Here is a 14,339-nt window from a genome sequence, read left to right on the forward strand (position 1 = left end):
CCGTCTCATGCCGGGCACTCCACGCTTTGTGCCTGGGCTTGCCAAGTCAACCCGACGGTCAGTCTTCCGACTGCTGCGCCAGTGCTCGCAGGCTTTATTTTGGTGGCGATGCAGCGGTTGGTGACTGCACTATCACAAGCCCTTCTCTTGTCCGATGTTTCTCGTTCCCGAGCGCCTCCTCAGTGACCCTCCTCTAGATTCGAATCGGTCGTATGCAGTTACCGGCGTCGGCAGCCCAGCAGGGCTGTGCGTCGTACTGTGTCCCTTCAATAATCTGCTTGAGTGAGGAGTGGGCAATCATGTCTGAACTGACAGCTGTTTCTCCATGAGCATATGTGCTTGCGATTGTGGTGCAGCGCGGGACAGAGACGGGGTTTCCATGGGCGGGATGACCAACTCAACGGAGGTGTCGTTATGAACAAATCACTCTTGCGCGTAGACGAGGCGGCAGAATATTTGAGTGTAAGCCGATGGACGATCTACCGATGGGTGGAAGAGGGCAAGTTGCGGGGGGCCAAGATCGGGAAGGGCAGTCTGCGCATTTTTAATGAGTCGGTTCAATGCTTGATCCAGAAGACCGAGGTCCTCAGTGACGGCACGTTGTCTGGCTCCATCCGTCACCGTACGCCGTGACACACCATTGCCATCCGTCGGCCCGAGGGACGCCCGTCATCGGACCTAAAGGCTGAGGAGATGTGATTTATGGAAGGGCGCAAAGAAGTCGTCCAATATGCTTGGCCTTATGCTATGTGAGCCGATCGCGGTGCCGACCGCTCTCTGCCGGGTCGGGATATTCTGTAGCATCGGTCGGCAACGATCAGTAGACGGCTGAGCATCAAAGACGTAGCAGTAAAGTGTGCGGATGAGAGGCCGGGCGTTCATTGTCGATCAAGAGCAGGGTCCGAGTTTGACGGCCTCCTCTCTTGGACCATCGCGGGGCGCGGGTTTGCACCCTCAACCTCTACCCCGCATTTTTCTGTCGCAAGGTGCGTCGATGGTGTTGTCGGATACGGCGCGCGCGTTGAGCGTTCAACCGGAACCGGGCTATGAGAGGCGAGTCGAGAGGAAAGAGAGCGGGGCGACTATCATTCATATCTTGCCAAGGAGGAATGTTTCATGACACGGACAAGAACGGGCAACATGATCGGCGTATTTGTGCTCGTATGTGGATTGACCTTGATGCCGGCGTTGTCGCTGGCCGGGAAAGGCGATGAGCATTCTCAGGAAGTGATCAAGCACGCCAAGGAAGGAATCGCGCATACGAAGGAAGCAATCCACCACATCGAAGAGTCCGTCAAGGGGACCGGCGATGCGCATGCCAAGGAGGCGTTGGAGCATGCCAAAGAAGCCATCAAACACGCAGAAGAATCCATCGCTCATGCTGAGATGGGGGCAAAGCAGTCGAAGGAGAAGCAGAAATAGACAAGAAGTGTCGCTGGGAGTGTGCGTGATAAGGTCATCAGCTTGAGCACAAAACGCTCATAGCTCTCATGAGCCATCCGCCACTCTTATTGATCTGATTGTCGCCTTGGTGAGCAAACATCGGTAAACGGCACGTCATCAGCCATGCAAGGGAGATAACAGAGTAGTGAGGTGTATTCATTCCAGTGCATCCCGATGTTGTCTGAGCCTTGCCGGGCTCATGACCATGGTTTATGGCGCGTTGCTCGTGATGGCTACATGGTGCACACTGACTCATGCGGACCGGTCTCAGAGTCATCAGCACCATCATAGTGAGGAAGGATCATCCGATAAGAACTTACTCTGCGCATGGGCTTGCCAGGCAACAACAGATGCTGCCGAAGGAAGCGGGTCTCCGCCGACTGCCACGGACCTGATGGGCGGGCCTGGCGATATCACTTTCAGTCGATTGTGTCTTTTGCAACCATTGTCCGGCGCTCAGACTCGTGCCCCTCCATCCACTCTCTTCGCCAGGCTTGGATAAGCGATAGCCAATAGGTTCACTCTACACGCTTCTGCTTATTGAGCTTCGGCGCATCCACGTAACAACGAAAATCGTTGTGTGTTGTCCGAGCAGGCGACCCTCCGGCTCGGACCAAGCGCGGGGTGAAGGTTGCTGCCTCCTCCTTCGCCCCGCACTTTTTTCATGCTGGCGAGATGGAGGGTTGCTTGGCGGCATACGAACGGTCATAAATGAGCTATGACATTGCCGGATGGTGATCGCCTCCTCTCTCCCGTCGGTGACATTCATTGCGCATGTATGCAGTGGTGGTCAGCTTGGCGCTTGCGTTTGTCGCTCAGGTCAAACCCGCCTTGCACGAGGATATGTTTCAGTGGGACATAGCATTGGTGGAAGCGAAGACTTATTACTGCCAACCGCGGATCTGATAACCGCGCGCGATCAAGCAACGCGTCAGCGCCTGTCGATAGGCTTCCTGTGAAGGCCAGGTCGGGTGAGGATTGTCGACCGTTCCGAGCACGACACCACTGTCCGTGACCCCCAGCGGCGGTAGCCAGCGAGGCTGGATAGTCACTGGCGCCGCAGAACCGAGGTCGCGTGAGGCGGTAGGATCTCCAACCCTAGTGGACGATCAATGCGTTCCAGAAAAGGTTACTGAGCCATCCAGCTCTCCTGTAACGGTCATAAATGTGCCGGGCGGGACCGTCGCCGGGTCAAGAAATTCTCTCTGCAGGGCCACGAACGGCCTTCAGACTTGCTAAGGCCCATCGTTGGCTGAGATGAAGGGGTAGGGGCAGTTGCAGAATTTCGATCCTGGTTCCCCTCTTCAATCGTCTCGCACCCAATACCTTCCCCCCGGAAAGGTACTGACTGCCCGTTGAATGTTTTCGGCGCCGCTTTCACCTGCGTATAGGTGATTTGAGGAGTGCCGGCAGACTGTTGGTCGGCCTGCTTGCCCTTCGATGCACAGCCGAGCGCGATCAACAGCATCGACGTCATCAACGCATACCGAAGTTTCAGCATGGCGCGATTATAACAAACGGCAATGAACCTCATCATCCGCTATAATGACAGCGGGCAATTACCGGGAAAGGAGAATCAGATGAATCGTTCGCAGAAGTGGATGAGGAGACTTGTCGTGCTGGTCGGAGCCGTATGGTTGCTGACCGTGCCGTTCAACGCGATGGCGGCCAAACCAGAATTGAAGGGAAAATTCGAAATACTCAAGGACGAGCCGTCGACGCATCAGCCGGGGAAGGTGAAGGTCGTCGAGTTTGCGGACTTCTACTGCCCGCATTGCCATCATTTCGAGGAAACCGGGGTGCCGCTCCTCCTGAAAGAGTTCGGAAACAAGGTGGACATCACGATGGTCGGATTCCCCGTCATCCCGGGGAAGCTGCCGACCGCGTTTGATATGTATGAACAGGCCAAGATGATGGGGAAAGGCGACCAAATGCGGGCGATCTTGTTCCGCACGATCCACAAGGACAAGGTTGACGGTGTGCTGGATCGCTCCATACGTGCCTTGCTGATCAAAGAAGCCGGCTTGGACGTCGCGGCGTTCGAAGCAGGGCTGGAGAGTGGAAAGCCGGCCAGGTTGTTCGAAGAAGGTCGTCGATGGGGAGAGCGGATCAAGGTGTCGTCTACACCGTCGCTACTGCTGGACGGGAACATCAAAGTCGATGGTGCCAACATGACGCCTGAAAACGTTGTAACCATCATCCGGAGCATCCTCGATGCCGACGCAAAGAAGTGATCCGTGAGGAGTTAGGATGGAGGAGGGAACCACGAGGGGGGTCATTCAACGACTTTTGGAACACGAGTCCGCCTTCAGGCAATTTGTCCGCCGTCGAGTCGGCGATGAAGGTATCGTGGACGATATCCTGCAACAAAGCCTCACCAGAGCGGTCGAGCGTTCCCACTCGCTGAATAACGAGCACAGCGTGCTCGCCTGGTTTTATCGAATTCTCCGGCACGCGGTGGCCGATTACTATCGCTCTCACGGAGCCGAGGCTCGTCGAAATGAGGCTTTACAGCGGGAATTGACCATTTCGAGCAGTCATCAGGAGCCGCCATTGGACGAACTACAGGCCACCGCTTGCACCTGCCTTCACGCTCTTCTGCCCAGCCTCCATGGAAACTATGCCGAACTCATCAAACGCGTCGATCTCAATGGCGAATCACCGGCACAGGTCGCGAAGGGGCTCAAGATCTCGCGGAACAATCTTACGGTTCGCTTGCACAGAGCTCGTCAGTCCTTACGCGCTTCTTTGGAAGACGCTTGCGGCATTTGCAGTAGACATGGCTGTTTGAACTGTACCTGCGGCTGACTGTCCCGCCTGTTTCTGCCTTATTTCTGATCTATTTCATTGTGCCCATCAGCGCTCTGTAATATTTGGCGGTTCGGTCCGTCCTTAAGGGTGAAGGCGACATTGAGCAAGCAGACCGGATAAGATGAAAGGAGACGGACCATGGCCGATCGATCGAGAGGCGGCTGTTGTGGGAGTCATCATCTAGGAGAGAACGATATGAGTGGCCAGATACCGATGATCCAAATCCCTTCGCGCGCCGGATCGGAGATCGACCCGGTATGCGGGATGACGGTGGACCCAACTACTGCGGCAGGGCATTACGACTACGAAGGCAAGACGTACCATTTTTGTGCGGTATCCTGTCTCGCCAGATTCAAGGCCGATCCAGATCGGTTCGTGAAACCGGCGCCGGCCGACCTCATTTCACTGAGCAAGAAAAAACCATTGCCGATGATGATGCCGGCTCAGCCGGAGCCGGCAATCGGTGAAATCGACCCTGTGTGCGGGATGACGATACAACCAGACGCGGCCGCCGGTTCGTACGAGTATCGCGGGAAGAAATACTATTTCTGCGCCGCCAGGTGTCTTGAGAAATTCCGAGCTGATCCCGAGTATTACCTCAGTCCACCGGAACGGCGTGTTCCGAAACTAGCACCTATATCAGCCAGCGGAGCCGTCAAGTATGTTTGCCCGATGGACCCTGAGGTGCTCGAAAACAAACCCGGGGCTTGTCCTGTGTGTGGTATGGCATTGGAGCCGGCCGATGTAACCGCTCCTGATACCCGAACCGAATACACCTGTCCGGTGCATCCGGAGATCGTGCAAGCCGAGCCTGGAAATTGTCCGATTTGCGGGATGGCGTTAGAGCCGCGCGCGGTGACGGTGGAGGAAACCAATCCGGAGCTGGTCGATATGACCCGCCGGTTCTGGCAGAGCGTCATTCTTGGCGCTCCAATTTTTGCCCTGATGATTTCCGAGATGTTGCCGAGCCAACCGTTACAACACCTCTTCTCCGGAGGAGCATTGATCTGGTTTCAGTTCCTGCTGGCCACGCCCGTTGTGCTCTGGATCGGTCGGCCGCTGTTTGAACGGGCCTGGTCTTCCATCGTCAACCGTCATCTGAATATGTTTACCTTAATCGGTCTGGGCACCGGTGCGGCCTATCTCTACAGCGTTGCAGCCACGCTTGTCCCCGAGTTGTTCCCCGATTCGTTCCGTGTGTATGGCGGTGAGCTAGCCGTCTACTTCGAGCCGGCCGTCGCCATCATCGCCCTGGTCTTATTAGGGCAAGTCTTGGAGCTGCGGGCACGTAGTCGAACCAGTAGTGCCCTGAAGGCCCTTTTGGGGCTCGCTCCGAAAACCGCTCGCGTCGTCCGACTGGATGGTCGTGAAGACGATATTCCGTTGGAACAGGTTCAGGTCGGCGATCGGTTGCGCGTGCGACCGGGCGAGAAGATTCCCGTCGATGGGGTTGTGCTGGAAGGTGCGAGCGCTGTCGACGAATCGATGGTGACCGGCGAGTCGATCCCTGTGGAGAAACAGCCGGGCCAGAAAGTGGTGGGAGCCACCGTCAATGGAACGGGGAGCTTCGTCATGCGGGCTGAGCGAGTTGGCCGCGAGACACTGCTCTCGCAGATCGTGCGCATGGTCAGTGAGGCGCAGCGCACGCGCGCGCCGATTCAACGATTGGCTGATGTCGTGGCCGCCTACTTTGTGCCGATGGTCATCTTGGTCGCCGCCATCACTTTTGTGCTGTGGGCGCTGTACGGCCCGGAACCTCGGATGGCCTACGCTCTCTTGAATGCCGTGGCGGTGTTGATCATCGCCTGCCCCTGTGCCTTGGGGCTCGCGACACCGATGTCGATCATGGTCGGAACTGGTCGTGGCGCAACAGCAGGGGTGCTGATCCGCAATGCCGAAGCGCTCGAGACCTTGGCCAAGGTCGATGTTCTGGTGGTCGATAAGACCGGGACGTTGACGGAGGGCAAACCGCGCTTAATCACCGTCGCCCCTGTGCCTGACTTTAGTGAGGCGGAGCTGCTCCGGCTCACCGCTGGCCTGGAACAGAACAGTGAGCATCCGTTGGCGTCGGCCATTGTATCCGGCGCTCGGGACAAGGGGATTCTGCTATCGAAGGTAGAGGACTTTCGTTCTGTCACGGGGAAGGGAATCACCGGCATGATCGAAGATCGTGCAGTGGCCGTCGGTACCCTGTTGCTTCTTAACGAGCTGGGGATCGAGACGAAACCGCTGCTGGTCCAGGCCGAACCACTTAGGCAAGAGGGCCAGACCGTCATGTTCGCGGCGATCGACGGTAAGCCGGCTGGGCTGCTGGGAGTGGCGGATCCAGTCAAGTCCACCACGCCGGAAGCCATCGACTTGTTGCACCGTGAGGGCCTGCGCCTCGTGATGTTGACCGGCGACAATCGGACGACCGCTGAGGCTGTGGCGCGCCGGCTCCAAATCGACGAGGTTCAGGCCGATGTCTTACCTGAGCAAAAGGCGGCGGTCATCAAGCGGTTCCAGGACGAAGGGCACGTTGTGGCCATGGCGGGAGACGGGATCAACGATGCACCGGCCTTGGCGCAGGCGCAGGTGGGGATTGCGATGGGGACGGGAACCGATGTGGCGATGGAAAGCGCGGGGGTCACGCTCGTGAAGGGCGATCTTCGAGCCATCGCACGCGCGCGGCGACTGAGTCACGCCACGATGCGCAATATTCGCCAGAATCTGTTCTTCGCCTTCATTTACAATACGCTGGGCGTGCCGATCGCAGCTGGAGTCCTCTATCCGTTCGTCGGAGTCCTTTTGAGTCCCATGATCGCGAGCGCGGCGATGACGTTCAGTTCCGTGTCGGTCATCGCGAATGCGCTGCGATTACGGAACGTGTCTCTGTAACGTTTGATGCGAGTACTGGAGTACGGATGTATGAGAAATGCCATTGACGTTAAGTTGACGGGAGCATAGACTTACCCCATGCGATTAAGTTCGTATCATTCCCGATCCGTTCTCGCTGTAACCATCGTGGTACTCCTGCTGGCGTTCAGCTTCAATGCATACGCCTGTCTCCTGCCGTTCTCGGGAACCACTGATGTCTCGATGGCAAACGGCTGTTCAACCCCCGCGGAGCAGCCGGTCCGGCTGTTGTGCGACGCCTTCAAAACTCTAGGCGTTGAGTCTTCCCCTCAGTCGTCTTCGTTGCGCATCGACCATCATTGGTCAGCGGCAGACCAGGCGCCGGCTGCGTTTTCACCCGTGAGCTGTCGACTCGTACGGATTTCGAGTCCATATCACTCTCTCGAATCGAGTTCTCCTCCTCATCAGTCGCTTCCAAGCACAGTGCTTCGTATCTGATCTACCCGGTTCTTCCTTATTCCGTTTCATCATCGTGTGATCTGCCCAGCGCTGGATCTCGGTTCATCCCGCCGCTTCCTCTGTAACAAGACGAGGTCCGAGATCCGCGACAGTTGTGGGCAGGAAAGTTCTTGAGGAGGACCATCCCATGACTCGTTCAATTCAATTCTTACTACCCGCGATAACAATCTTGATCGTGACGTTCGCGATGGATGGACGCCAGGTCGTCCATGCCGCCGATCAGACTGCACAATCGTCCATGGCGCTACCAGATTTGATCCAGGAAGCCTTGGCCAGAAACCCGGAACTTGTGGCCGCGCGCAAGCAATGGGAGGCGGCCACGAATCGAATTGCCCAGGCTCGGTCTCTGGATGACCCCACTTTGTCTGTCCACTTGTGGAATTTCCCTCAGAATTTCAACGTCATCCAGACGCAGAATAGTATCTTTGGTCTCTCGCAGAATCTCCCATTCCCGGGCAAGCTGGCCCTGAAAAGCGAAATCGCGAGTCGGTCGGCCGAGATGACCGAGCAGGTGTTGCGTGCGAAGGAACGAGAATTGGTCGCCCGTCTCAAGCAGACCTACTATGAACTGTTTCTCGCGCACAAGACGATCCAGATTCATCATGCACAGGCCGAATTGCTCAGGCAGTTCATCGAGATTGCGAACGCGAAGTTCCGGACGGGAAAAGGATCACAGGCTGATGTGCTCAAGGCCCAGGTCGAGCTGTCTGTGTTGCACCAGCAACTTCCCGTTCTGGAACAGAGTCGAGAGACCGCCGCAGCGCTGCTGAATACAATTCTGGACCGAGACCCTCGATCACCATTCGGCATTCCTCAGGAGCCATCGCTGATACCGCTCGACACCACCATCACCGATCTGCACCGTCTTGCCCTGAATGCCAGACCGGAGTTGAAAGCCGCAGAACTGGCGGTCCGACAAGGTGAACAGTCGCGCGCGCTCGCCCAGCGTCAGTACTATCCGGACTTCAACGTGATGTTTCAGCGTTTCCAAAACTTTCAGGCCAACGACGGATTCGGAGCCTACGTGGCGATGACCGTCCCCTTCGCGTTTTGGACCAAACCGAAGTATGACGCCGGCGTGCAAGAAGCCGCCGCGTCGGTCGCAGCCGCGCGGGCACAACAGCACCAACTGGAAAATCTGACTCGTTTTCAGGTCAACGACCTCTTGGCCAAGGTCCGGGCGAGTGAGCAGGTGGCCAGGTTGTATCACACCACGATCCTGCCTCAGGCCATACAGAACCTTGAATCGGCGCGAGCGGGATATCGTGCGGGAACGGGAGGGTTCCTGGATCTTATCGATACCCAGCGGGCCTGGCGAGGGTATCAAGAGGAGTACTACCGAGCGCTGGTCGAGCGGGAGCGTCGTCTCGCGGAACTCGAACAGGTAATCGGAACTGACCTGAATGGGAGCAGCTAAGAAAGGAGGAACGGCCATGAGTCAGGACCTGCGCAGAAAAGGTCTTGTTGCCGGTGTCGCGGCAGCCGGCCTGTTCGTCGGAGTCATCGCAGGGTTCTTCGCCGCGCATCGAGTGATGAGCGACATGTCGGGGACGAAGAGCAGTGAGGGGGGGCAGGGCCATGAGATGGAAAGTATGTCCATGAAAGGGATGGATGTCAGGGAGGGGATGCCGATGGAAGGTGCGAAATCCGTTAGAGACATGGAACCAAGGCCCGGCATGTCAGACGCTTCATCCGGAGCTGTGGTTGTTCCGGCTGTGATGAGCCAGTTGATCGGCGTCCGCAGCGTCCCGGTTGCTCTCGCAACGTTGGATGAAGAGATTCGTACGGTCGGCACGGTCGGTTACGACGAACGGAGCTTCGCGCAAGTCACGCTGAAAATCTCCGGGTGGGTTCGCAAGGTCTTCGTCAATTCCATCGGTCGACCGGTTCGCAAGGGTGAACCACTCTTCACCGTCTACTCGCCGGATCTCTTGGCTACGCAAGACGAGTATCTCCTCGCTCTGAAAATGCGTGCGCAACTGGCCGCGAGCCCGCTCGACGAAGTGAAAACCAACGCTGACGCACTCGTGACGAGTGCGCGGGAGCGTTTGCGGCTCTGGGATGTGACCGATTCACAGGTCGAGGCTCTTGGGCGTCGAGGCCAGGCCGACCTGATGCTCACGGTCTACGCTCCGTCTTCCGGTATCGTGATGAAACGTGAGGCTTTGCCGGGAAAATATGTGGAGCCCGGCACGATTCTGTACGAGATCGCGGATCTTTCCATGGTCTGGATCTCCGCCGATATTTATGAATCAGAAGTGGCGGCCACGAAAGTCGGGCAGCCGGCAACGGTGACCTTTGCTGCCTATCCGGGAGAAACGTTCAGCGGTAAGGTGGCCCATGTGTACCCGACCCTGAATACCGAAACCCGCACAGCACGGGTGCGGCTGGAATTACTAAATCCTCAGCTGAAATTGAAGCCGGGCATGTATGGGAACGTGATCCTACAGACGGATGCGGTCAGGACCTTAGTGGTGCCAAAGGAAGCCGTGTTGGACACGGGGCTTCGTCAACTCGTCTTCATAGATCTGGGGCAAGGCCGGTATGCGCCTGCTTTGGTCAAGTTGGGACGCCGGAGTCATGATTCAGTGGAAGTAATGGAAGGACTCAAAGAAGGAGATCGGATCGTCACCTCGGCCAATTTCTTATTGGATGCAGAGAGCAAATTGACGTCGGTTTCCAGCATGCAAGCCATGATGGGTCGGATCGGCATGGCGGACTGGCAGATGCGCGGCGCACACGAAGGCAAAATGCAAGGCGGAAGAGATACGGAGGGCATGGAAGGCATGGAACTGGGAAAGGAGGCCGTCTCGGCGCCCCCAGGGCCCTCGGCTTCGCCGCGAGGCGAGCGGGAGCGTGAGAAAGGCGGCATGAAATGATTGCGCGACTCATCGAAGTCAGTGCCCGCAATCCGGTCCTCGTCATCCTGTGTGTCTCGGTGGCGGTCGTCTGGGGTGGCTGGGCCCTGTTTGATGTCCCGCTGGATGCCCTTCCGGACCTTTCGGACGTTCAGGTGATCGTCTATACCGAGTGGCAGGGTCGGAGCCCGACCCTCATTGAAGATCAGATTACCTACCCGGTCGTGACCTCTCTGCTCGCAGGCCCCAGAGTCAAGCGAGTCCGAGGTGTTTCAGAATACGGCGTGTCCTACGTCTATGTGATTTTCGAAGATCGGACCGATCTCTACTGGGCAAGAAGTCGTGTCCTCGAATATCTCCAGAAGCTCACCGGCAAGTTGCCGATTGGTGTCACGCCGACGCTCGGACCTGATGCAACTGGAGTCGGGTGGGTCTATCAGTACGCATTGGTGGACGAGTCCGGAGCGCACGATCTGGCGCAGCTCCGGAGCCTTCAGGACTGGTACTTGCGTTACCAACTGGAGAGTGTGCCCGGTGTGGCAGAGGTGTCGGCGATCGGTGGATTCGTCAAACAATACCAAATTGAAGTGGACCCCAACACGTTAGCTGCTTACCGGCTGCCGATTCAGAGGGTTATCGAAGCCGTTCGCAACAGCAACGCGGAGGTGAGCGGCCGCGTTTTGGAGATGGCCGGCACCGAATACGTGATCCGAGGGCGAGGCTACCTGCGCTCGACTGACGAGATCGAGCTGATTCCGGTCGGCACGGATGGACGAGGCACGCCGATACTTGTGCGAGACATCGCGCATGTCCAACTCGGGCCGGATCAGCGTCGGGGCATCGCCGAATTGGACGGCAAGGGCCAGACCGTCGGCGGGATCGTGATCATGCGGGCCGGAGAGAATGCGCTCGCCGTGATCGAGCGGATCAAGGGGCGGCTGCAAGAAATCACCCCGGCTTTACCTGAAGGAGTGCGCATAGTTCCCACCTATGATCGGTCCGATCTCATTCATCGCGCGATTGCCGTCCTCCGCGAAAAACTGCTTGAAGAAACTGTGATCGTCAGTCTGATCGTGGCGGTCTTTCTGTTTCATGTTCGTAGCGCATTCGTGGCCATCCTGATCCTCCCGGTTGCGGTATTGCTGGCCTTTATCCCGATGGCTTACTTGAAGATTACGTCCAACATCATGTCGCTGGGCGGGATTGCTATCGCCATCGGAGCCATGGTCGATGCCGCGATCGTGATGGTAGAGAATGCTCATAAACGGTTAGAGCAGAATCCCCCCGGGAAAGAGGCACGTTCTATGGGAAAGGAGCCTGCTCTTGCAGGCTCAGGGCGGGAGGGTGTGACGACGCCGGGGGCGGGCGGGTGTGAAAGTAACCGGGCGGACATCATCATCGCCGCCGCGAGAGAGGTCGGGCGGCCCCTGTTCTTTTCATTGCTCGTCATCGCCGTGTCATTCCTGCCGATCTTTGCGCTCGAATCCCAGGAAGGGCGGCTGTTTACGCCCCTGGCCTACACCAAAACTTTTTCGATGCTTTTTGCCGCCGCAATCTCGGTGACATTGGCGCCCGTGCTCATGGTTGTTCTCATTCGCGGCCACATCCGGGCGGAAACCAAGAATCCCTTGAACCGGTTGCTGATCGCCCTCTATCGCCCCATCCTCTCCGGCGCGTTGCACGTTCGGTGGCTCACACTCGGCATAGCAGTGGTGACGTTCGGACTTACGGTGTCGGCATTCATGCGACTTGGCGCGGAGTTCATGCCACCGCTGAACGAGGGGACGATTCTCTACATGCCGACTACCATTCCAGGTCTTTCGATCCCAGAAGCGACGAAGGTCTTGCAGGTCCAGGATCAGTTGCTTACGACCTTCCCAGAAGTGGAACGGGTATTCGGCAAGATGGGAAAGGCCCCGACCGCCACCGATCCCGCTTTCGTGGGAATGGCGGAGATCACCATTACCCTGAAACCGGAGGCACAATGGCGGCCCGGCATGACTTGGGACCGGTTGCTGGATGAGATGGATGCCAAACTGCGCATTCCCGGGTTTCCCAATATCTGGTGGATGCCTATCCAGACCCGCACGGAGATGATCACGACAGGTGTCCGGAGCCCGGTCGGGATCAAGGTGCTGGGGCCGGATTTGAAGACAATCGAACGAATCGGTCTAGAGATCGAACAGGCCTTGGCGACCGTTCCCGGTACCAGGAGTGCCTTCGCCGAACGGTTGAACGAAGGTTATTACTTGGATCTGATCGTCAATCGGCGTGAAGCGGCCCGCTATGGCCTGACGGTGGGCGATGTGCAAACGGTGATCACCTCGGCCATCGGGGGAGAAACCGTGACAACCACGGTTGAGGGGCGGGAACGGTATCCGGTCAACGTTCGCTACAAGCGCGAGTTGCGCGACGATCCGGACCGGCTCAAACGCGTGCTCATTCCCACGCCGACCGGCGCGCAGATCCCCCTTGGACAAATCGCGGAGCTGGTGATGACGCAAGGGCCGCCGTCGATCGCGGATGAAGCAGGAGCGCTGGCCGGTCTGGTGTCGGTGTCGGTCGGTGGTCGCGACTTGCGCAGCTATGTCCAAGACGCCCAGCAAGTCGTCCGCGAGAAGGTCACGATCCCGTCTGCGTACCGGCTGATTTGGACCGGTCAGTACGAACATCTGGTGCGGGCGGAAGAACGGTTGAAGCTGGTGGTCCCTGCGACTCTAGCCGTGATTCTGTTGCTCCTGTATCTCAATTTCCGATCGCTCGCGAAATCGCTGATCGTGCTCTTGTCCGTCCCCTTCGCCGTGATCGGAGCCATCTGGTACCTCTATTACCTCGACTATAACCTCAGCGTGGCTGTGTGGGTGGGGATCATTGCGTTGGTCGGCGTGGCGGCGGAGACAGGCGTGATCATGCTGGTCTATCTCGACGAAGCGTATGAGCGACGTGTGCGCGAAGGTCGTATGGCCACGGTGCAGGACCTCCGCGAGTCCATCATGGAGGGTGCGGTTCAACGAGTACGGCCCAAGATGATGACCGTGGCCGCAATCATGGGCGGATTGTTGCCGATCATGTGGACGACCGGCACCGGGGCCGACGTGATGAAGCGGATTGCCGCCCCCATGATCGGTGGCATGGTCAGCTCGACGGTGCTCACCTTGATCGTTATTCCGGTTCTCTATTCCATGTGGCGACGTGTGCAGCTCAGTTCCACGATGTCGAGTCCTGCTCCCTAGGAATGTGTCGCGTCGTGTGGATCAAGCATGGTATGAAGAGGAGGCCGGGCGCTTTGTGAAATGGGAGGAGACCACCATCGCTGCGGCGGTGGCTGTGGGAAAGGAATCGTTCCAGAAGGAAATGCCGGAGAGGGAGAATAAAGGAGATAGCCATGTCTGAAGCGAAGATCAGCGTCACGTTTGAACAGGACCACGACCGGCTCGACAATCTGTTCCAGACCTTCCAGGAAGAGAAGCGAAAGGATTTCGCTAAGGCCAAGGAGGCGTTCGTCGCGTTCAAGTTCGGGCTGCAGCGTCACATCGTGTGGGAGGAAGATCTGTTGTTCCCAAAATGGGAGGAGAACTCCGGCATGGCGGAGGGGGGGCCCACGCAGGTCATGCGCACGGAGCACCGATTGATCGGCGACTGCCTGGAGGCCATTCATCGCAAGGTGCAGGAGCAGAGTCCCGAGAGCGATCGAGAGGAGCAGCGGTTGTTGGAACTGCTGAAATCGCACAACATGAAGGAAGAGCGGATTCTCTATCCCTCGATGGATCAGGTCATCAGTGACGAAGAGCGCGCGGCGATCTATCAAGCCATGAAGGAGATTCCTGAAGAACGGTACCAGACCTGCTGTGGAAGCGAACAATCGTGAGCCGC

General features: G+C 57.7%; 11 protein-coding genes. 10 read left to right on the plus strand and 1 reads right to left on the minus strand.

The window, feature by feature from the left end:
* Nucleotides 1–414: 414 nt before the first annotated feature.
* Both P0120_17535 and P0120_17540 read left to right on the plus strand, forming a co-directional pair.
* Nucleotides 415–633 (plus strand): helix-turn-helix domain-containing protein, encoded by a 219-nt coding sequence (locus tag P0120_17535; GenBank protein MDF0676114.1) that lies wholly within the window; start codon nt 415–417, stop codon nt 631–633.
* A 483-nt stretch (nt 634–1,116) separates the two neighbouring features.
* On the plus strand, nt 1,117–1,422 hold the full coding sequence (locus tag P0120_17540; protein MDF0676115.1) for a hypothetical protein: 306 nt from the start codon (nt 1,117–1,119) through the stop codon (nt 1,420–1,422).
* A 905-nt stretch (nt 1,423–2,327) separates the two neighbouring features.
* Here the strand turns inward: P0120_17540 and P0120_17545 are convergent.
* Entirely contained in the window at nt 2,328–2,495 is a 168-nt protein-coding gene (locus tag P0120_17545) for a hypothetical protein (protein ID MDF0676116.1), read from the minus strand.
* Between the two features lie 528 nt (nt 2,496–3,023).
* Here P0120_17545 and P0120_17550 point away from each other — a divergent pair.
* The 8 genes from P0120_17550 to P0120_17585 all read left to right on the plus strand — a co-directional run bounded on the left by P0120_17550 (nt 3,024) and on the right by P0120_17585 (nt 14,334).
* Nucleotides 3,024–3,677 (plus strand): thioredoxin domain-containing protein, encoded by a 654-nt coding sequence (locus tag P0120_17550; GenBank protein ID MDF0676117.1) that lies wholly within the window; start codon nt 3,024–3,026, stop codon nt 3,675–3,677.
* A 16-nt stretch (nt 3,678–3,693) separates the two neighbouring features.
* Nucleotides 3,694–4,251, plus strand: a complete 558-nt coding sequence (locus tag P0120_17555; GenBank protein ID MDF0676118.1) for a sigma-70 family RNA polymerase sigma factor — start codon at nt 3,694–3,696, stop codon at nt 4,249–4,251.
* Between the two features lie 198 nt (nt 4,252–4,449).
* Nucleotides 4,450–7,131, plus strand: a complete 2,682-nt coding sequence (locus P0120_17560; GenBank protein MDF0676119.1) for a heavy metal translocating P-type ATPase — start codon at nt 4,450–4,452, stop codon at nt 7,129–7,131.
* Nucleotides 7,132–7,735: 604 nt separating this feature from the next.
* Nucleotides 7,736–9,025, plus strand: a complete 1,290-nt coding sequence (locus tag P0120_17565; GenBank protein MDF0676120.1) for a TolC family protein — start codon at nt 7,736–7,738, stop codon at nt 9,023–9,025.
* 16 nt (nt 9,026–9,041) lie between these two features.
* Nucleotides 9,042–10,487 (plus strand): efflux RND transporter periplasmic adaptor subunit, encoded by a 1,446-nt coding sequence (locus P0120_17570; GenBank protein MDF0676121.1) that lies wholly within the window; start codon nt 9,042–9,044, stop codon nt 10,485–10,487.
* The gene (locus tag P0120_17575) at nt 10,484–13,699 is read left to right on the plus strand and encodes a CusA/CzcA family heavy metal efflux RND transporter (GenBank protein ID MDF0676122.1); all 3,216 of its coding nucleotides are present in this window, start codon (nt 10,484–10,486) and stop codon (nt 13,697–13,699) included. The genes P0120_17570 and P0120_17575 overlap by 4 nt, the downstream gene beginning before the upstream one ends.
* A 16-nt stretch (nt 13,700–13,715) precedes the next feature.
* Nucleotides 13,716–13,859 (plus strand): hypothetical protein, encoded by a 144-nt coding sequence (locus P0120_17580; protein MDF0676123.1) that lies wholly within the window; start codon nt 13,716–13,718, stop codon nt 13,857–13,859.
* Nucleotides 13,852–14,334, plus strand: coding sequence for a hemerythrin domain-containing protein (locus tag P0120_17585; GenBank protein ID MDF0676124.1), 483 nt, complete (start codon nt 13,852–13,854; stop codon nt 14,332–14,334). The genes P0120_17580 and P0120_17585 overlap by 8 nt, the downstream gene beginning before the upstream one ends.
* The last annotated feature ends 5 nt before the right edge of the window (nt 14,335–14,339 follow it).

This window comes from Nitrospira sp. (assembly GCA_029194675.1).
GTDB lineage: Bacteria > Nitrospirota > Nitrospiria > Nitrospirales > Nitrospiraceae > Nitrospira_D.

Bases quoted from the DNA above. Each gene is read 5' to 3' on its own strand.
- P0120_17535 (MDF0676114.1), top strand. From the start codon at position 415: ATGAACAAATCACTCTTGCGCGTAGACGAGGCGGCAGAATATTTGAGT.
- P0120_17540 (MDF0676115.1), top strand. From the start codon at position 1,117: ATGACACGGACAAGAACGGGCAACATGATCGGCGTATTTGTGCTCGTA.
- P0120_17550 (MDF0676117.1), top strand. From the start codon at position 3,024: ATGAATCGTTCGCAGAAGTGGATGAGGAGACTTGTCGTGCTGGTCGGA.
- P0120_17555 (MDF0676118.1), top strand. From the start codon at position 3,694: ATGGAGGAGGGAACCACGAGGGGGGTCATTCAACGACTTTTGGAACAC.
- P0120_17560 (MDF0676119.1), top strand. From the start codon at position 4,450: ATGAGTGGCCAGATACCGATGATCCAAATCCCTTCGCGCGCCGGATCG.
- P0120_17565 (MDF0676120.1), top strand. From the start codon at position 7,736: ATGACTCGTTCAATTCAATTCTTACTACCCGCGATAACAATCTTGATC.
- P0120_17570 (MDF0676121.1), top strand. From the start codon at position 9,042: ATGAGTCAGGACCTGCGCAGAAAAGGTCTTGTTGCCGGTGTCGCGGCA.
- P0120_17575 (MDF0676122.1), top strand. From the start codon at position 10,484: ATGATTGCGCGACTCATCGAAGTCAGTGCCCGCAATCCGGTCCTCGTC.
- P0120_17585 (MDF0676124.1), top strand. From the start codon at position 13,852: ATGTCTGAAGCGAAGATCAGCGTCACGTTTGAACAGGACCACGACCGG.